This is a genomic window from Mesorhizobium sp. P2_B5, assembly GCF_056404775.1.
The window spans coordinates 448179-466968 of the sequence record NZ_JBFUDJ010000003.1; the positions used below are offsets into that span (position 1 = coordinate 448179).

The following is an 18790-nucleotide window of genomic DNA, read 5'->3' on the forward strand; positions in this document are numbered from 1 at the left end:
ATTGCCCTACATGGCGCCGGATTCTTCCTCGAAGCCGTCGTCTTCGCCGCGCTCAGGGCCGCCATTTTCGAGGAATTTTTCGGCGATCAGCCCGGCATTCTGCCTAAGCGCCAGTTCGATCTCGCGCGCCGTGTCGGGATTGTCGCGCAGGAACAGCTTGGCGTTCTCGCGGCCTTGGCCGAGGCGCTGCGAATTGTAGGAGAACCAGGCGCCTGACTTCTCGACCACGCCGGCCTTGACGCCGAGGTCGACCAGCTCGCCGGTCTTCGACACGCCTTCGCCATACATGATGTCGAACTCGACCACCTTGAAGGGCGGCGCCAGCTTGTTCTTGACCACCTTGACGCGGGTCTGGTTGCCGACGACCTCGTCGCGGTCCTTGACCGAGCCGATGCGGCGGATGTCGAGGCGCACCGAAGCGTAGAATTTCAACGCGTTGCCACCGGTGGTGGTTTCGGGCGAGCCGAACATGACGCCGATCTTCATGCGGATCTGGTTGATGAAGATGACCATGGTGTTGGAGCGCGAGATCGAGGCGGTCAGCTTACGCAGCGCCTGGCTCATCAGACGCGCCTGCAGGCCGGGTAGCGAATCGCCCATTTCGCCCTCGATTTCGGCGCGCGGCGTGAGCGCCGCCACCGAATCGACGACCAGCACGTCGATGGCGCCGGAGCGGACCAGCGTGTCGCAGATTTCCAGCGCCTGCTCGCCGGTGTCGGGCTGCGAGATCAGGAGATTTTCCAGGTCGACGCCGAGCTTGCGGGCATAGACCGGGTCAAGCGCGTGCTCGGCATCGACGAAGGCGCAGATGCCGCCCTTCTTCTGGGCTTCGGCCACAGTGTGCAGCGCCAGCGTCGTCTTGCCCGAGCTTTCCGGCCCGTAGATCTCGACGATGCGGCCGCGCGGCAGGCCGCCGACGCCAAGCGCGATGTCGAGGCCAAGCGATCCGGTCGGCACGGTTTCGATCTCGACGACCTGCTCATTGGCGCCAAGCCGCATGATCGAGCCCTTGCCGAAGGCGCGCTCGATTTGCGACAGCGCCGCGTCCAGAGCCTTTGATTTGTCCACCGCTTTGTCCTCTACAAGCCGCAAAGAATTCTGAGCCATGATACATCACCCCTTGGTCGTCAATGAAGGCCGGACAATCCGTAATCCCTGCCCAGTTTGTACCTTTTTTGTTCTCGTTTGGCAAGAGGGGTCAAATATCTGAAAAACAATCTTTATCCAGATTTGTTCTTTTTTTGTCTCATCCGTTCGTTTCTAAATGTATTCCGCATTAGGCCAAGCGGTCCGGCTGCTTGGCGCCGTCCGAATCGCTCGCCTGCCTGCGAAGCTCCGTCGCACAGCCTAGAGCAGTTCGCTGTTTCATGGAAACAGCGAACTACTCTATCTCCTTTTGACGCAATTCCGGACGGAAAACCGTTTCACACTTTTCCTGGAATTGCTGGAGGCTTGTGCGGCAGGAATAACAAAGGTCATATCGCCGGCATGGTGAAATCAGCAAGAATCCTGGCGGTGGGCGGCGCCCATATCGACCGGCGCGGCCAGGTGTCCGGCGCTTACGTACCGGCGGCGTCCAATCCCGGCACGATGCGCGAGGATGTCGGCGGGGGCGTCTTCAACGCGCTGCGCAGCCTCGCGCGGCTTGGCGTTTCGGCCTCGCTGATGTCGATGCGCGGCGGCGATGCGGCGGGCGAGACGGTGTCGCGTGCCATCGCTGAGGCCGGCATTGCCGACCTGTCGGCGGTGTTCCTCGACCGCACCACGCCAAGCTACACGGCGCTGATCGACCGCGACGGCGAGCTGATCACCGGCTTTGCCGACATGGCGCTCTACGATCTGGCGTTTCCCAAACAGATCCGCCGCTCCAAGGTGCGCGAGGTGGTCGCCGAGGCCGATGCGGTGCTGTGCGACGCCAATCTGCCGTCAGCGGCGCTGGAGCGGCTGGTGGGGCTCGCCGCCGGCAAGCCGGTCTACGCCATCGCCATTTCGCCGGCCAAGGTGGTGCGGCTGACACCGGTGCTGAAGGAGCTCGCGCAGGTCTTCATGAACCGGCGCGAGGCCATGGTGCTGGCCGGCGTCGGCGCCAATGCGACCGAGCGCGAGACCGTCGACGGTTTGCGCTGCGGCGGCCTCAGGAGTGGCGTGGTGACCGCAGGCGATGGCCCGGTGCTGGGTTTCGACGAAGCCGGCGCCTTCTTGATCCTGCCGCCGGCGCCGAGGAAGGTTGCCGACGTCACCGGTGCCGGCGACGCGCTGGCCGGTGCTACCATCGCTGCCCTGCTGCGCGGCCTGGCCCTGCGCCAGGCCCTGCGCGAAGGCGTAGCCGCTGCAACGCTCGCCATCGAAAGCGCGGACGCGGTGCCGGCCTTCACCGCCGCGACTTTTGCCGAGGCGCTGGCTCTTGTGCCCGACGCGCAGGAAATGGCATGAGGACGGCCAATTGCCATTGCCGGAGCGCGCCGTCCAAGGGGACGGGCGGCGCGCCGGGCCGGAGACCGTCATGACCCCGCAAAGCGCCCGCCCCTTCATCGACATCCACCCGCCAGTTGCCGAGGCAATCGCCGCCGGCCGGCCGGTGGTGGCGCTGGAAAGCACCATCATCACCCATGGCATGCCCTACCCCGACAATGGCGCCATGGCCGCCAATGTCGAGAAGATCATTCTGGATAATGGCGCGGTGCCGGCGACGATCGCCGTGGTCGCCGGCCGCATCAAGATCGGGCTGTCGGACGGCGAGCGCGAGTCGCTGGCCATGACCGGCGACGCCATGAAGCTGTCGCGCGCCGATCTCGGCTTTGCGGTTGCTGAGGGACGCACCGGCGGCACCACCGTCGCCGCCACCATGATCGCGGCCAATATGGTCGGCATCAAAGTGTTCGCCACCGGCGGCATTGGCGGCGTCCACAAGGGCGCGGAAAAGAGCTTCGACATCTCGGCCGACCTCGACGAACTGGCGCGCACGCCGGTCATCGTCGTCTCGGCCGGCGCCAAGGCCATCCTCGACATCGAAAAGACGCTGGAGGTGCTGGAGACGCGCGGCGTGCCGGTGATCGGCCATGGCTGCGAAACCATGCCCGCCTTCTGGTCGCGCCAGTCGCGCTTCCGCGCGCCGCTGACCCTGCACAGGCCGGAAGAGATTGCGCATTTCTACAAGACCCGGGCTGCGCTGGGGCTCGGCGGCGGCATGCTGATCGCCAACCCGGTGCCGCAGGATGACGAAATCCCGGCCGACGAGATGGCCGGCTACATCGAGGCCGCACAGAAGGCGGCGGAAGTGCAGAATGTGACGGGAAAGGCGGTGACGCCGTTCCTGTTGGGAAAAATCCTGGAACTGACCGGCGGCCGGAGCTTGAAGACCAACATTGCGCTGGTGGAAAACAATGCGCGGCTGGCGGCGCGGATCGCGAAGGCGCTGTAGTGCCGCCAACGCCGGCRGGACAGCACCCCCCTCTGTCCTGCCGGACATCTCCCCCGCAAGGAGGGAGATTGGCAGCTTAGGCGCTGGCTCCCACTTTCAACGTTGGTGATTGGCGAAGGCCGACATGACATCTGATCTCCCCCCTTGCGGGGGAGATGTCCGGCAGGACAGAGGGGGGTAGGAAGAAACTCGGCGGTAACAGCTTCACTTCCCTGCTCGCCGCCCTGCCTCATAGGCCCGGCGCGCCCAGACAATCATCTCGTCGGGATCGTCAAAGGCGCTGTCGGGGATGCTCCAGTAAGGCATGGCAACCAGTTTGCCGTGGCGCGAGCCGGTGTAGGTCCACTGCTTGCAGCCGGCAGCTTCGAAGTCGGGCGCGCTTTCTTCGTCGGCCTTGAGCAGCAATTCGCCGCGCAGCACGATGGCAACGATGACGCCATCGAAATAGATGCCCTTGCCGCCAAACAGCCGGCGGATGCTGACCGGGCCGAGCCCTTCGAACAGTTCGGCAATGCGTTCATTGTCCATGCCGCAATCATGTCATCGGTCTTGTCATGGCCGCAACCAAAACCATCTGACACGTTGAAAGCCAATTCGTCGGAGTTTTGCCATGCCGCTTCTGCTCAAGGGATCCTGCCGCTGCGATGCCGTCCATTTCGAGGTGGAAAGCCACACGCCGGTGCCGTTCATGCTGTGCTACTGCTCGATCTGCCGCAAGCAGCAGGGCGGCGGCGGCTTCGCCATCAATCTCGGCGCCGACTACAAGACACTCAAGATCAAGGGCAAGCGCAGCCTCGGTGTCTTTCGTGCCGAGATCGAGGATGACGAGCATCCGCAATGCGAGATCTCGTCGGGCGAGCGCAATTTCTGCAGGAAATGCGGCTCGGCCCTGTGGCTCTACGATCCGACCTGGCCGGATCTGGTGCATCCCTTCGCCTCGGCAATCGACAGCGAACTGCCGAAGCCGCCGGAAAAGGTGCATCTGATGCTGAAATACAAGGCGAACTGGGTCGAGCCGGAGATCGGCAAAAAGGATAAGACATTCGACGTCTACCCGGAGGAATCGATCGCCGACTGGCACAAGCGGACGAAGATGTGGGTGAAGTAGGATTTCTTCTCCCCGTTCTACGGGGAGGTAAGGAGTGGTCCGCGCAGCGGACGAAAAGCCAATTGCTTGGCTTTTCGAATGACGAACGCCGGCAGCGGGGCGGCGCTAACTCTGGAGAGGCTGGCGCTGCCCCTCATTCGTCACTTCGTGACACCTTCTCCCCGTGAACGGGGCGAAGGAAGAAAGACGTTTCAGGCCGATGCGCGTGCTTCGGCCAGCGCCTTCAGATCGGCCGGCTTCAATTCGACCGATTCGCCGCAGCCGCAGGCCGAGCTCTGGTTCGGGTTGTGGAAGGTGAAACCGGTGCGCAGCGTCGTCTGCTCGAAATCCATCTCGGTGCCGAACAGGAACAGCGCAGCTTCGGGCGCCACATAGACGTGAGCGCCGTCGCGCTCGATGTGGTCGTCCTTGGTGTTGGGCTCGGTCACCAGGTCGACGGTGTATTCCATGCCGGCGCAGCCGCCCTTCTTGATGCCGAGGCGAATGCCATGCGCGTTATCCCGCGTGGCAACGATCTCGCGCACCCGGTCGGCGGCCTTTTCGGTCATCGTGATGACGGCGAAGCGTCCCATTCTTTTTCCTCTTCCATTCCATGCAGGTTCAAGGCCTGCCGAATGATTCCTCACCTAAAATGGTGAAGTTTTACCACTGGTGCAAGTGCGCCAAACCCTGTCAGCCTAGTACCAGCCCACTGCCACCTGCGCCTCTTCCGACATACGGTCGGGGGACCAAGGTGGGTCGAAGGTCATGTTGACCTCGACGCCGGAGACGCCTTCGACGGCGCCGACGGCGTTTTCCACCCAGCCCGGCATTTCGCCAGCCACCGGGCAGCCGGGCGCGGTCAGCGTCATGTCGATCTTGACGGCGCGGTTGTCCTCGATGTCGATCTTGTAGATGAGGCCGAGTTCGTAGATGTCGGCCGGAATTTCCGGGTCGTAGACCGTCTTCAGCGCCGAGACGATGTCGTCGGTCAGCCGCGCCAGTTCCTCGGCGGGAATGGCCGAGGCGGAAACCAGCGGATTGATCGCTGCTTCCGACGCGGTCTCGGTGGTGTGGCTCACATCATCCATGGTCGTCATCCAAAGAACTTGCGCGCTTTCTCAAGCGCTTCGGCCAAAGCGTCGACTTCGGCCCTGGTATTATACATGCCGAACGATGCCCTGCATGTGGAGGTTACGCCAAAGCGTTTCAACAGCGGCTGGGCGCAATGGGTGCCGGCGCGGACCGCAACGCCTTGCCTGTCTATCACCATCGACACGTCATGGGCATGAATGCCCTGCAATTCGAACGAGATGATGGCGCCCTTGTCGGGCGCGTCGCCGAAGATGCGCAGCGAATTGATGGCGCGCAGCCGCTCATGCGCATAGGTCTTGAGATCGGCCTCGTGGGCGGCAATGCGCTCGCGGCCGATTTTTTCCATGTACTCCAGTGCTGCACCGAGGCCAATCGCCTGCACGATCGGCGGCGTGCCGGCCTCGAAACGGTGTGGCGGCTCGTTGTAGGTGACGATGTCTTCCGTCACCTCCTCGATCATCTCGCCGCCGCCCATGAAGGGGCGCATGCCCTGCAGAATGTCCTTTTTGCCGTAGAGCACTCCGATGCCGGAGGGCCCGTAGACCTTGTGGCCGGTGAAGACGAAGAAGTCGCAGTCGAGATCCTGGACGTCGATCGGCATATGCACCGCGCTCTGGCTGCCGTCGACCAGCACCGGAATGCCGCGGGCATGCGCGATGCGCACGATCTCCTTGATCGGCGTCACCGTGCCCAGCGCATTCGACATCTGGGTGATGGCGACGAGCTTGGTGCGGTCGGTGAGCCGCTTTTCGAATTCCTCGATGTGGAAGACGCCGAGATCGTCGACCGGGACCCAAACCAGCTTGGCGCCCTGGCGTTCGCGGATGAAATGCCACGGCACGATGTTGGAGTGATGCTCCATGATCGACAGCACGATCTCGTCGCCCGCACCGATATTGGGCATGCCATAGCCATAGGCGACGGTGTTGATGGCGGCGGTCGTGTTCGAGGTGAAGACGATGTTGTCGGTGCTCGGCGCATTGAGGAAACGGCGCACCGTTTCTCGCGCCTTTTCATAGGCGTCGGTCGCAGCGTTGGAAAGGAAATGCAGGCCACGGTGGACGTTGGCGTATTCCTGGGAATAGGCGTGCTGGATCGTGTCGAGCACCACCTGCGGCTTCTGCGCCGAGGCGCCATTGTCGAGATAGACCAGCGGTTTGCCATAGACTTCGCGCGACAGGATCGGGAAGTCGCGGCGGATCGCCTTGACGTCGTAGGGGGTGGTTTCGATTTTCTGGTCCATTACAAGCTCTCTTGAGGCACCGCCTCACTTCGTCACGCACCCCTCATCCGTCTCGGCGCTGCGCGCCGATCCACCTTCTCCCACAAGGGGAGAAGGTCATGCGCTACCCATGCGCCACGAACCAGTCGTCCAGCCTTGTTTCCAAGGCTTCGACGATCGCCTCGTCGTCCAGTTCCTCGATCACTTCGGCCACAAACGCTTTCACCAGAAGGCCGCGGGCGCTCTTCTCGTCGATGCCGCGTGCCATCAGATAGAACAAATGGTTGTGGTCGATCTCGGTGACGGTCGCGCCATGGCCGCAGACGACGTCGTCGGCGAAGATTTCCAGCTCCGGCTTGGTCGAGAACTCGCCGTCGTCCGACAGGAGCAGCGTGTTGCAGGCCATCTTGGCGTTGGTCTTCTGCGCGTATTGATGGACGTTGATGCGGCCCTGGAAGACGCCGCGCGCCTTTCCGGTCACGACATTGCGGATCACTTCCGTCGAGGTCGTGTGCGGCACGGCATGGTCGAGCACCATGGTGACGTCGGTATGGGTGTCGCCGGCCAAAAGGTTGATGCCGCGCAATTTGAAGTCGGCGCCTTCGCCGGTCGTCCTGACCACGATCTCCTGGCGCACAAGCTTGCCGCCGGCATTCATGAAGAACACGGTCAGCTTCGAATTCTTGCCGAGATGTGCCTTGAACTGGGCGAGATGGGTGGCCGTTTCCGGCTGTTCCTGGACGATCAGCCAGGTCACCTCGGCACCCTCGCCCAGCACCAGCTGGCTGACCGAGCTGCCCAATGCCGCGCCCTCGCCGGCCTGACGCTCGACGATAGCAGCCTTGGCGCCGGCGCCGACACGCACGGGAAAGCGCACATGCACCTGGCCGCCGGCCTGCAGGTTCTGCAATTCGATCGGCTTTTCCAGCGCTACGCCATCGGCGATGTCGACGAAATAACCGTCGGCGACAAAGGCCGTGTTCAGCGCGCCGATGGCGTCATCGCTGCCATAGGGATCGAGGCCCGGCGCAATCGAGCCGTCGGTCAGCTTTTCCAACAGGCGCTGGACGGTCACGCCTTCGATCGCGGGGAATTTCGCGCCGGAGACGCCGTTCAGCACGGCCAGGATGGCGGAGCCTTCGACGATGGGCGGCAACGCTTTGGTGGCGGCCGTAGAATCGAATGCTGGCACCGATGTCAGCAGGCGGCGCAGATCCGTATAGTGCCAGGATTCGATGCGCCGGGTCGGCAGGCCGTGCTTGATCGCCTCGATGGCGTCGTCGCGCTTCAGCGTCACCGCGCCGTCGCCCGGCAGCAGAGACAGCCGCTCGCCGAAAGCGTCGATCAGCGCCGTCTCGGCCTGGGTGCGCTGGGGTGTCGAGTGCATGTTCATCAGTCTAGCCTCTGGCATCTCACGCGGCTTCGCCGATCACGCCGGCATAGCCATTGGCTTCGAGATCGAGCGCCAGCGACTTGTCGCCGGACTTGATCACCTGGCCCTTGTAGAGGACATGCACGCTATCCGGCACGATGTGCTCGAGCAGGCGCTGGTAGTGGGTGATGACGACGATGGCGCGGTCCGGCGAACGCAGCGCGTTGACGCCGTCGGAGACGATCTTCAGTGCATCAATGTCGAGGCCGGAATCGGTCTCGTCGAGCACGCAGAGTCTCGGCTCCAGGAGCTTCATCTGCAGGATTTCGGCGCGCTTCTTCTCGCCGCCGGAGAAGCCGACATTGAGCGGCCGCTTCAGCATCGCCATGTCCATGTTGAGCGAGGCGGCCGCTTCCTTCACCCGCTTCAGAAATTCCGGGATTTTCAGCGGTTCCTCGCCGCGCGCCTTGCGCTGCTCATTCATCGCCACTTTGAGGAATTCCATGGTCGCGACGCCCGGTATCTCCATAGGATACTGGAAGGCGAGGAATATGCCGGCAGTGGCACGCTCGGCCGGGTCCATTTCGAGGATCGACTGGCCGTTGTAGAGAATGTCGCCTTCGGTGACCTCATAGTCCTCGCGGCCGGCGAGGATGTAGGACAGCGTCGACTTACCCGAGCCGTTCGGGCCCATAATGGCGGCGACCTCGCCGGCTTTCACCGTCAGGTTCAAGCCGCGGATGATCTCGGTGCCGTCATCGACGATGCGGGCGTGCAGGTTCTTGATCTCAAGCATTCTTTTCTTTCCTGAATATCTCTCCGGTCAGCCGACCGAGCCCTCAAGGCTGATGCCGATCAGCTTCTGCGCCTCGACCGCGAACTCCATCGGCAGCTGCTGAATGACATCCTTGACGAAGCCGTTGACGATCAGCGCGATCGCTTCCTCTTCAGGAATGCCGCGCTGCATGACGTAGAACTTCTGGTCTTCGGAAATCTTCGACGTCGTCGCCTCATGCTCGAACTGCGCAGTCGAGTTCTTGGCTTCCATGTAAGGCACGGTGTGCGCGCCGCACTGGTCGCCGATCAGGAGCGAGTCGCAATTGGTGAAGTTGCGGGCGTTGGTCGCCTTGCGGTGCGCCGAGACCTGGCCGCGATAGGTGTTTTGTGAGAAGCCGGCGGCGATGCCCTTGGAGATGATGCGGCTCGACGTGTTCTTGCCGAGATGGATCATCTTGGTGCCGCTATCGACCTGCTGATAGCCGTTCGACACCGCGATCGAATAGAACTCGCCGGAGGAATCGTCGCCGCGCAGGATGCAGCTTGGATATTTCCAGGTGATGGCCGAGCCGGTCTCGACCTGCGTCCACGAGATCTTCGATCGGTCGCCGCGGCAGTCGCCGCGCTTGGTGACGAAATTGTAGATGCCGCCCTTGCCCTCGGCGTCGCCGGGGTACCAGTTCTGCACCGTCGAGTACTTGATCTCGGCATCGTCGAGCGCGACCAGTTCGACCACCGCGGCATGCAGCTGGTTCTCGTCGCGCTGCGGCGCCGTGCAGCCTTCGAGATAGGAGACGTAAGCCCCCTCCTCGGCGATGATCAGCGTGCGCTCGAACTGGCCGGTGTTCTTCTCGTTCATGCGGAAATAGGTCGACAGCTCCATCGGGCAGCGCACGCCCTTGGGCACGAAGACGAACGAGCCGTCGGTGAACACGGCAGAATTCAGCGTGGCGTAGAAATTGTCGGAGGTCGGCACGACCGAGCCCAGATATTTCTGCACCAGTTCCGGATGCTCGCGAATGGCTTCAGAGATCGAGCAGAAGATGACGCCGGCCTGCGCCAGCTCCTTCTTGAAGGTGGTGACGACGGAGACGGAATCGAACACCGCGTCGACGGCGACACGGCCGGATTTGTAGACATTGTCGCTGGGCTCCTCGAGCTCGGACGCGTCGGTCTTCTGCACGCCGGCGAGGATTTCCTGTTCCCTGAGCGGAATGCCGAGCTTTTCGTAGACCTTCAGCAATTCGGGATCGACGTCGCTGAGCGAAGTCGGGCCGGGCGTGCTCTTGGGCGCCGCGTAGTAATAGAGGTCCTGGAAGTCGATCTTCGGATAGTGGACGCGCGCCCAGGTCGGCTCTTCCAGCGTCAACCAGCGCCGATAGGCTCCCAGACGCCATTCGAGCATCCAGGACGGTTCATCCTTCTTGGCCGAGATGAAGCGAATAATGTCTTCGCTCAGGCCCTTGGGGGCCTTGTCCATCGCGATCTCTGTCTGGAATCCGTATTTGTACTGGTCGACGTCGATCTTTCGGACCCGATCGATCGTGTCCTGCACAGCAGGCATAAGCGTTCTCCATCCACGCCGGGGTCAAGGCCCGACAGTTTTCAAACTATGGCATCGCCAACGGCTGCCCCTGGAGGCACCGGAAGCGGCGTAAGTTCCATATAGTGCGTTTCGACCCGGAATTCACCCGGCCACTTCTCAACGCACGGCTCTACCAGGCCGCGAGGCCTGAATTTCTTTTCGCCGCCTCAGGCGGCTTGTTCCCTGCCCGCCCGGCGCTGGGCTATTCCCGCCAGCGCAGTACGGAACAGTTCGATATCGCCGGCACTCGTTGCGTGGCCGATGGACACGCGCAAAGCACCGAGGCTGTCACCGTAACCCATGGCCTTCAGCACATGGCTTGGCCCGACCTTGCCCGACGAACAGGCAGATCCTGCCGACAGCGCCACGCCGGCCAGATCGAAAGCGATCTGCGCCGTCTCAGCCTTGGTGCCGGGAATAGCGAAGAATGTCGTGTTGGCAAGCCTTGGCGCGCCGGTTCCGAAGATTTCCGCGTCCGGCACCAGTGTTTTAATGATCGTTTCGACCTCGTCGCGGCGTTGCGCGAGTGCATCGACGCCGTTCAGACCAGCCAGAGCCTGCCGCGCTGCGGCGCCGAAGCCGGCGATGGCCGCCAGGTTTTCGGTGCCGCCGCGATGGCCCTTTTCCTGGCCACCGCCATTGATCAGCGGCTTCGGCATCATCAGATCGGCTGCGGCAACAATCGCGCCGACGCCTTTGGGACCACCAATCTTGTGCGAAGACAGAATCAGATAGTCGGCGTAAGCCGCTGACATATCGATGGAAACGCGGCCTGCCGCCTGCACGGCGTCGACCACCAGAATGCCGCCAGCTGCCTTGACGATTGCGGCGATGGCCTCGACCGGCTGGATGACGCCGGTCTCGTTGTTGGCGGCATGGATTGCCACCAGCGGCAGGCCTTCAGCCTTGTCATGCGTGGCCAGAGCGGCTGTCAGTTGAGGGAGATTGGCGATGCCGTTAGCATCGACGCCGATCCGCGTCACCTGCGCGGCCGGAAAACGGCCGCCATTGAGCAGGCAAGGATGATCGGCTTCGCAGACATAGAGCCGGCTCATGCGCACAGTGCCGCGGCCCATCTGCCAATCCGGCGTCAAAAGCGTCGAGGCAGCCTCGGTCGCGCCTGAGGTGAACACGACATGTTCGGGTTTCGCATTGACCAGCACCGCCACGTCGCGCCTGGCGTTCTCGATCAGCCGGCGCGCCGCGCGGCCCTCGGCATGCACCGACGACGGATTGGCGACGAGGTCGAGCGCCGCAATCATCGCCTCACGCGCCTCGGTGATGAGCGGCGCGCTGGCATTGTAGTCGAGATAGGCGCGTGCTGCGGCCATTTTCGCTCAATCGATCCCGTCAAAACCCATTCCGCAGGGATAGCGCGTTATTTCCTTGAAATTGCAAGGCAAGACGTCCTATTTACGCGGCTTGCGGCGGGGATGGCCGAGCCGTCACGGCTGGCTATCCAGTTTTGAACAATTCTAAACTAGCTTCTAAGAAGACGCTCGCCCTGCGTCAAGGCCAGAGGAAAGAGTTGTTCCGGGCGCCGCGCATTCTTATGCCACGTGGAGTATTTTATGCCTGAGGTCATTTTCACCGGTCCGGCCGGCCGCCTGGAGGGCCGCTACCAGCCTTCCAAGGAAAAGAGCGCGCCGATCGCCATCGTGTTGCATCCGCACCCGCAGTTCGGCGGCACGATGAACAACAAGATCGTCTACGACCTCTTCTACATGTTCCAGAAGCGCGATTTCACCACGCTTCGCTTCAATTTCCGCGGCATCGGCCGCAGCCAGGGCGAATTCGACCACGGCACCGGCGAATTGTCGGATGCGGCCGCAGCGCTCGACTGGGTGCAGTCGCTGCATCCGGATTCCAAGAGCTGCTGGGTCGCCGGCTATTCCTTCGGCTCGTGGATCGGCATGCAGCTTCTGATGCGCCGTCCCGAGATCGAGGGTTTCATTTCGATCGCGCCGCAGCCCAACACTTATGATTTCTCGTTCCTGGCGCCCTGCCCGTCATCGGGCCTGATCATCCATGGCGATGCCGACAAGGTGGCGCCGCCCAAGGATGTGCAGGGCCTGGTCGACAAGCTGCACACGCAAAAGGGCATCACCATCACGCAGAAGACCTTGCCCGGCGCCAACCATTTCTTCGCCAACGATTCCGAGCTGCTGCTCGAGGAATGCGCCGACTATCTCGACCGGCGCCTGGCCGGCGAATTGACGGATCCACGGCCGAAGCGGCTGCGCTAAGGTTCCCGGATCCGGCATCGTTCACCTTCGTGCCCGTGACGGGCACGAATGCCGTTTTACGCTGATCCATATGATCTGGCACGCCTGACATGTAGCATGGCCTGCCTGAACGGTGCAGAATGCCAGGTTCTGGAAACCGATGAGGGCGTGACCGATCATGTACCAACCTCCTCATTTCATAGAGACGCGGCAGGACGTCCTGCACGGGCTCATCCGTTCGCACCCGCTTGGCCTGCTGATTTCAAATGGACAGGACGGCCCCGTCGCCAACGCCATCCCGTTCCTGCTTGATATCGAGGCCGGGCCGAACTGCAAGCTGCGCGCGCACCTTGCCAAGGCCAACCCGCAATGGCGCCTGCTGGCCGACAATCCGGCATCGCCCGTGCTGGTGGTGTTCCAGGGCGCCGACGCCTATGTGACGCCGTCCTGGTATGAGACCAAGCGCGAGACCGGCAAGGTCGTGCCGACCTGGAACTATGCCATCGTCCAGGTGCGCGGGATGGTCACAGTGATCGACGATGCGCAGTGGATCGCGCAGCAGATTTCCGATCTGACGCTGTCGCAGGAAGGCGCGCGTGAGGCGCCCTGGGCGGTCACCGATGCGCCGCCAAGCTACATCCAGTCGCAGATCAAGGGCATTATCGGGCTGGAGATCGAAATCGCCGAGATCAGCGGCAAGTGGAAGGTCAGCCAGAACCGCCCTGTCGCCGATCGCGTCGGTGTCGCCGAAGGGCTGGAGAAGGAAGCCGCCGGCGCGCCCGACATGGCCCGGCTGGTGCGGAGCTGGGGCGGCATCGACAGCCAATAGCCGCAGCGGCTATATATCGCTGGATGCAAGGGCGCAGGCAATTCAGGGGTTTGCCCCGGTTGCCCCAATGCCGAGATTGGTTTGCCGCGATGCACCGTTGCGGTCTGGTTTGCGAGCCCGCCGGAACAGCCGAAACGTCGTTTTAGGAACCGGCAATCCGTTTGTCGTGTGGCGGAAGATAAACCCCAGCCGTGTAAAGACCAGCGCGGTAGCGATGGCAACGGCACAACCGAGACCGAAGCCGGCGACGGTGTCGCTCGGATAGTGTGCGCCGACAAAAATCCGGGTCGACGCGATGGCCAGGGTCACGGCCAGCAGCATCCATTTGCGCTGTGGTAACATTAGCAACGCCAGTCCGAAAATGACGCCCATCGTCGTGGCATGGCCCGACGGGAAACTGGCAAAGCTCGCCTCCATGGCAAAAGGATGCAGCGACAGATCGCCGAGCTTGCTGAAATTCATCGGCCTGGCTCTTCCGACGCCATATTTCAGCACATTGACGACCAGAGCGGACGCCGCGATCGAACCCACCACTATGAATGCAAAAGAGGTCCAGTTGTAGAGGGTCATCCGCGCGCGCCTGGAAAGACTGCGCCAATCCGTCAGATTCGCGGCAAGCAGCACCAGTGCCGACGGGATGAGATACCAGCCGCCCAGACCGAAGACGGTGAAAAATTCTGTGAAGCGTTTGAAGCCGGGCGGCCACTGCCTCACCATCGCCCCTGCTGCGTCGTCAAAACGGATCGAGACCGCGATCGTCAGCAAAAGCCAGGCCACAGCCCAGACCGACCACAGGATTTTCGGGTAGCGGGCCGGGCGCGTTGCCAGGCGCCGCCGCACGATGCGCATCGTGTCGAGGAGATTGTCGCGCGACCGACGAAACACCACAGATGGCGTCACGGGGGTTTTCACTTGGCCACCCGGTAGAGGCCAAGCGACAGCCTGTCGCCCGAGGAATAATTGAGGCCGTCGATCTCGGTGAGGCGGTTGGCCGTCTTGCCTTGCGCGGCCAGCATGTCGTTCAGCTTCTTCTCGTCGTCGACAGGCGCCAGCCCGAGCGCGCAGGCCGGATCGCCGAGCAGGTGTCCGGCGACGCCGTCGACATCGGTCAGGATCGTCTTGGTCCCGACCAGGAAGACAAGGCTCGGTTCGTGATACGGCGCCGAGGCAAGCACGGTGGTGTCGCAGGGACGGTTCGCGTCGACCGCGGCCTTGATCGCCGGGCTCAGCCAGATCGGCTTCAGCGACGGGGCAATCATCCCGAACAGCAAGCCAAGAGTGATGCCGGCGCCGGCCGCGATCGCACCGATGCGGGGGAGCGGCACCTGCAAACGGCGGGGGAAGGCGAGATAGCCGGTGACGAGCGCGGCAAGTGCGGTCGGAATGCTCCACCACGAGAATGCCTTGGCGAGATAGATCGGCGCGCCAACCGAGACAACGGCCAGGCCGATGCTGACCAGGCCAAGACCGAAGGCGGTCGACCACCAAAGCCATGACTGCCAGCGCTTGAGCGGCGCATTGGCGTCCTCCGGCTGCAGGGTCAGAAGCCAGCCGACCAGCAGCGCCATGCCTGGATAGGCCGGCAGCACATAATGCGGCAGCTTGGTCGGGATCAGCTCGAACACCAGCCAGAACGGGATGTACCAGGCAAGACAAAAGCGCAGGCGCGGATCGTCGCGCAGGCGGTTGAGCGCCTGCAGTCCGGCGCCGACGGCGATCAGCCCGAACGGCCACATGAACAGCGAATAGGTCAGCACATAGAAGCCGGGCGGAATGCCGTGCGATTCCTCGCCTGAGGCGACCTTGCCCAGCATGTCCTTGCCGACCGCTTGCTGCAGGAAGGCGCCATGGCTCTTCCAGGTGATCAGCGCGAGCCAGGGCAGTGCGATTAACAGCACGATCAAAAGGCCGCGGCCGACTTTCAGGTTTTTCAACCAGCGCCCATCGCGCTCGAACGCAAACAGCGTGGCAATTGTCAGCGCCGACAACAGAGGCGCGATCGGTCCCTTGATAAGGATCGCAATGCCCTGCGCCACCCAGAATATCCACCAGAGATGGCCGGCCACCGGGTCGTTGCGGGGCGAGGCGGTGTAGATCCGCGCCAGGGCGCCTTGCGCCGCAACGCAGCAGGCCAGAAGCATGGCGTCGGTCTTGGCGTCGCGGCCTTCGAAGGCGGTGGCGAAGATCGCTGCCATGATCAGCCCGGCCGCGAGGCCGGCATTGGCGCCGAAAAGACTGGCGCCTGTCCAGGCGATCGCCACGACGGCAATGGCGATGCCCAGCGCCGAGACCAGGCGATAGACCCAGATCGGCGCGGCAGCCCCCTCGCCGCTCAGCGTAACCGCCGCCGATTGCAGCCAGTAGATGCCGACCGGCTTCTGATAGCGCGACATGTCCTGGAAGCGGATGTCGACATAATCGCCGGTTTCGACCATCTGCTTGGTGGCCTGGACGAAACGCGATTCATCGCGGTCGATCGGCGGCAGCGAAGCCAGCCCACTAGCCGTCAGCAGCAGGCTGAACAGGAAAAGCAGGACGTAGTTCCTGTTCATTGCAACCACCGGATCCTGCCTTGACCAGACTTTCTTCAGTCGACCTTTGTCATCGCCGCCGCCTTGCGCTCATTGGCGATGAGCCAGAGATTTCTGACATAGATGAACATGCCCATCGCCTGGCCGGCGATGAACACCGGGTCCTGGCGCACGATGGCATAGATCAGCAACAGGCCGCCGCCGAACAGCGAAAAGAACCAGAAAGCGACCGGCACGACGCTGCGCTTGGCCTTTTCCGAAGCGAGCCACTGCACGACGAAACGCATGGTGAAGAAGAACTGGGCGACGAAGCCGAGCAGGATCCAGGCGTCGAACTGCTTGATGAAAACCTGATGCAGCCAGGTCGCCAGTTCCTGAAACACGTTAGCCATGCGTGATTTCCTCTACCTTTGGCATCCTGCGGCGCCGGCGCCGAAGCCACCAGACGCCGGCGAGATCGAGCACGCCCTGCAGACCGCGGTCGAAGATGCCGTAATTCGAGTTGCCGTGGCGCCGCGAGCGGTCGACGACGTCGCAGTGCACGACGCGGTAGCCTTCCTGGATGACCAGCGCCGGAACAAAACGATGCGTGCCGTCGAAGAACGGCAGTTTGCGCAGGATATCGGTGTGGATCGCCTTCAGGCCGCAGCCGGTGTCGCGGGTGTCGTCATGCAGGATCGCGCCACGCAGCCAGTTGGCGAAACGCGACGCCAATTGCTTGATCTTGCTGTCGCGGCGCTTCAGCCGCTGACCTTGCGCGGCGCCGAAATCCGGCCCGGCTTGGCGCAGCGCGTCGACCAGCACGGGGATATATTGGGGATCGTTCTGGCCGTCGCCATCGATGGTGGCCACGATGGCGCCGCGCGCCGCCCAGGCGCCCGAGCGCACCGAAAGAGACTGGCCGGCGGATTTTTCGTGGCGCAGCTGACGAAGCGGAAACGGGCGTTTGGCTGCCTCGGCGGCAAGCACGGAAGCCGTATCGTCGGTCGAACCGTCATTGACGACGATGATTTCGAAGTCGCGCCCGGTCATGGCGGCCTCGATCTCATCGATCAGAAGCGGCAGGTTCGCCGCCTCGTTGCGGCAGGGAATGACGATGGATATCAATGCGTCCGGCATATGTCGCGTCGGGCTCTGTCACAGGATATGGCATTTTGGCGGATGCCGTGCGGTGCCGTTCCAGCGGATCGAAGGTTGCATGAACCCGTTGGCGCGGCGCCTCATTACGCCAGCCGGCACGATGAAGCAAGCGCGCGCGGCAGCGCAGCATATGCCGTCTCTGCGGACGCAAACCGGAAACCACTTTTGCTTCGGCCGCTTGGATGCTAAACGCCCGCGTTCGTATCACGCCGGGCAGTTGGGGTCCGGCGCTTTCAGGAAGAAACAATGTCTGCCTTCAAATCCGATTTCCTGCGCGTCATGAGCGAGCGCGGTTTCATCCATCAGATCTCGGATGAAACCGGGCTGGATCAACTTTTCGCGAAGGAAACGGTGACCGCCTATGTCGGCTACGACGCCACCGCGACCAGCCTGCATATCGGCAATCTGATTTCGGCGACCATGCTCTACTGGATGCAGGAGACCGGCCATCGGCCGATCGCGCTGATGGGGGGCGGCACCTCGATGATCGGCGACCCGTCCTTCCGCGACGACCAGCGCAGCCTTCTGACACCCGAGGCGATCGCCACCAACATCGAAGGCATCAAGCGCATTTTTGGCCGCATCCTGCGCTTCGGCGATGGCGCCAACGACGCGATCATGGTCAACAATGCCGACTGGCTGATGAAGCTCAACTATGTCGAGTTCCTGCGCGATGTCGGCCGCCACTTCTCGGTCAACCGCATGCTCACCTTCGACAGCGTCAAGCTCAGGCTCGAGCGCGAACAGTCGCTGTCCTTCCTCGAATTCAACTACATGATCCTGCAGGGCTACGATTTCGTCGAGCTCAGCCGCCGCCATGACTGCCGGCTGCAGATGGGCGGTTCGGACCAGTGGGGCAACATCATCAACGGCGTCGATCTCGGCCACCGCATGGGCACGCCGCAGCTCTATGCGTTGACCACACCGCTGTTGACGACATCGTCAGGCGCCAAGATGGGCAAGTCCGCCAAGGGCGCGGTCTGGCTGAATGGCGACCTCTTCTCGCCCTATGATTTCTGGCAGTACTGGCGCAACACCGAGGATGCCGACGTCGAGCGCTTCCTGAAGATCTTCACCCGCCTGCCGCTGCCGGAGATCGCGCGGCTGGCCGCCCTTGGCGGTTCCGAGATCAACGAGGCCAAGAAGGTGCTGGCGACGGAAACCACGGCGATCGTGCACGGCCGCGAAGCGGCGCAAGCGGCGGAGGAGACCGCTCGCAAGACTTTCGAGGAAGGTGTGACCGCCGAAACCCTGCCGAGCGTCGAGGTGGATGGCGCGGCGCTGGAGGCTGGCATCGGCATCCTGTCGCTGCTGGTCACCGCGGGCCTTGCCGGGTCCAACGGCGAGGCACGCCGTCACATCCAGGGTGGCGCCGTGCGCCTCAACGACCAGCCAGTGTCGGATGACCGCAGGATGGTGACAGCTCGGGATCTCAGTCCGGAAAACGTCGCAAAGCTTTCATTGGGCAAGAAAAAGCACGTTCTGGTGCGGCCAACCTGACGGGCC

19 protein-coding genes are annotated in these 18790 nt (G+C 62.9%); 6 read left to right on the forward strand and 13 right to left on the reverse strand.

Going from position 1 to position 18790, the window contains the following annotated elements:
• Positions 1-6: 6 nt before the first annotated feature.
• Positions 7-1107, reverse strand: a complete 1101-nt coding sequence (recA, locus tag AC1D1N_RS14930; RefSeq protein ID WP_112561417.1) for a recombinase RecA — start codon at positions 1105-1107, stop codon at positions 7-9.
• Between the two features lie 381 nt (positions 1108-1488).
• On the opposite strand from recA, the gene AC1D1N_RS14935 reads away from it, so the two are divergent.
• Both AC1D1N_RS14935 and AC1D1N_RS14940 read left to right on the forward strand, forming a co-directional pair.
• Positions 1489-2433, forward strand: a complete 945-nt coding sequence (locus AC1D1N_RS14935) for a carbohydrate kinase family protein (protein ID WP_436259714.1) — start codon at positions 1489-1491, stop codon at positions 2431-2433.
• A 70-nt stretch (positions 2434-2503) separates the two neighbouring features.
• The gene (locus tag AC1D1N_RS14940) at positions 2504-3421 is read left to right on the forward strand and encodes a pseudouridine-5'-phosphate glycosidase (RefSeq protein ID WP_436259713.1); all 918 of its coding nucleotides are present in this window, start codon (positions 2504-2506) and stop codon (positions 3419-3421) included.
• Between the two features lie 204 nt (positions 3422-3625).
• Here the strand turns inward: AC1D1N_RS14940 and AC1D1N_RS14945 are convergent, their stop codons facing one another.
• Positions 3626-3949, reverse strand: coding sequence for a TfoX/Sxy family protein (locus AC1D1N_RS14945; protein ID WP_112561415.1), 324 nt, complete (start codon positions 3947-3949; stop codon positions 3626-3628).
• 82 nt (positions 3950-4031) lie between these two features.
• Here AC1D1N_RS14945 and AC1D1N_RS14950 point away from each other — a divergent pair, with 82 nt between their 5' ends.
• A complete protein-coding gene (locus AC1D1N_RS14950; protein ID WP_436259712.1) occupies positions 4032-4529 on the forward strand; it encodes a GFA family protein in 498 nt (165 codons plus the stop codon).
• Positions 4530-4720: 191 nt separating this feature from the next.
• On the opposite strand, the gene sufA is transcribed toward AC1D1N_RS14950, so the two are convergent.
• From sufA to AC1D1N_RS14985, 7 genes are all read right to left on the reverse strand, one after another.
• The gene (sufA, locus tag AC1D1N_RS14955; protein WP_013532156.1) at positions 4721-5101 is read right to left on the reverse strand and encodes a Fe-S cluster assembly scaffold SufA; all 381 of its coding nucleotides are present in this window, start codon (positions 5099-5101) and stop codon (positions 4721-4723) included.
• A gap of 105 nt (positions 5102-5206) precedes the next feature.
• Positions 5207-5599, reverse strand: coding sequence for an SUF system Fe-S cluster assembly protein (locus AC1D1N_RS14960; protein ID WP_477349352.1), 393 nt, complete (start codon positions 5597-5599; stop codon positions 5207-5209).
• A 5-nt stretch (positions 5600-5604) separates the two neighbouring features.
• Complete coding sequence (locus AC1D1N_RS14965; protein ID WP_436259711.1) at positions 5605-6846, reverse strand: cysteine desulfurase; 1242 nt, start codon at positions 6844-6846, stop codon at positions 5605-5607.
• Between the two features lie 103 nt (positions 6847-6949).
• On the reverse strand, positions 6950-8218 hold the full coding sequence (gene sufD, locus AC1D1N_RS14970; protein ID WP_477349354.1) for a Fe-S cluster assembly protein SufD: 1269 nt from the start codon (positions 8216-8218) through the stop codon (positions 6950-6952).
• Positions 8219-8237: 19 nt separating this feature from the next.
• Positions 8238-8993, reverse strand: a complete 756-nt coding sequence (sufC, locus tag AC1D1N_RS14975) for a Fe-S cluster assembly ATPase SufC (RefSeq protein ID WP_112561411.1) — start codon at positions 8991-8993, stop codon at positions 8238-8240.
• 27 nt (positions 8994-9020) lie between these two features.
• Positions 9021-10538 (reverse strand): Fe-S cluster assembly protein SufB, encoded by a 1518-nt coding sequence (gene sufB / locus AC1D1N_RS14980; protein ID WP_192253508.1) that lies wholly within the window; start codon positions 10536-10538, stop codon positions 9021-9023.
• A 188-nt stretch (positions 10539-10726) separates the two neighbouring features.
• Positions 10727-11890 (reverse strand): cysteine desulfurase family protein, encoded by a 1164-nt coding sequence (locus tag AC1D1N_RS14985; protein ID WP_436259709.1) that lies wholly within the window; start codon positions 11888-11890, stop codon positions 10727-10729.
• Between the two features lie 240 nt (positions 11891-12130).
• Between AC1D1N_RS14985 and AC1D1N_RS14990 the strand changes: the two genes are divergently transcribed.
• A complete protein-coding gene (locus tag AC1D1N_RS14990; protein WP_477349357.1) occupies positions 12131-12805 on the forward strand; it encodes an alpha/beta hydrolase in 675 nt (224 codons plus the stop codon).
• A 157-nt stretch (positions 12806-12962) separates the two neighbouring features.
• Complete coding sequence (locus AC1D1N_RS14995; protein ID WP_477349359.1) at positions 12963-13613, forward strand: FMN-binding negative transcriptional regulator; 651 nt, start codon at positions 12963-12965, stop codon at positions 13611-13613.
• Between the two features lie 42 nt (positions 13614-13655).
• Here the strand turns inward: AC1D1N_RS14995 and AC1D1N_RS15000 are convergent, their stop codons facing one another.
• The 4 genes from AC1D1N_RS15000 to AC1D1N_RS15015 all read right to left on the reverse strand — a co-directional run bounded on the left by AC1D1N_RS15000 (position 13656) and on the right by AC1D1N_RS15015 (position 17263).
• Entirely contained in the window at positions 13656-14378 is a 723-nt protein-coding gene (locus AC1D1N_RS15000) for a phosphatase PAP2 family protein (RefSeq protein ID WP_477349361.1), read from the reverse strand.
• Positions 14379-14521: 143 nt separating this feature from the next.
• Positions 14522-16165, reverse strand: coding sequence for an ArnT family glycosyltransferase (locus tag AC1D1N_RS15005; protein ID WP_436259706.1), 1644 nt, complete (start codon positions 16163-16165; stop codon positions 14522-14524).
• Between the two features lie 35 nt (positions 16166-16200).
• The gene (locus AC1D1N_RS15010) at positions 16201-16536 is read right to left on the reverse strand and encodes a lipid-A-disaccharide synthase N-terminal domain-containing protein (RefSeq protein WP_112561406.1); all 336 of its coding nucleotides are present in this window, start codon (positions 16534-16536) and stop codon (positions 16201-16203) included.
• A complete protein-coding gene (locus AC1D1N_RS15015) occupies positions 16529-17263 on the reverse strand; it encodes a glycosyltransferase family 2 protein (RefSeq protein WP_436259705.1) in 735 nt (244 codons plus the stop codon). The genes AC1D1N_RS15010 and AC1D1N_RS15015 overlap by 8 nt, the downstream gene beginning before the upstream one ends.
• 267 nt (positions 17264-17530) lie before the next feature.
• Between AC1D1N_RS15015 and tyrS the strand changes: the two genes are divergently transcribed.
• The gene (tyrS, locus tag AC1D1N_RS15020) at positions 17531-18784 is read left to right on the forward strand and encodes a tyrosine--tRNA ligase (RefSeq protein ID WP_436259704.1); all 1254 of its coding nucleotides are present in this window, start codon (positions 17531-17533) and stop codon (positions 18782-18784) included.
• The last annotated feature ends 6 nt before the right edge of the window (positions 18785-18790 follow it).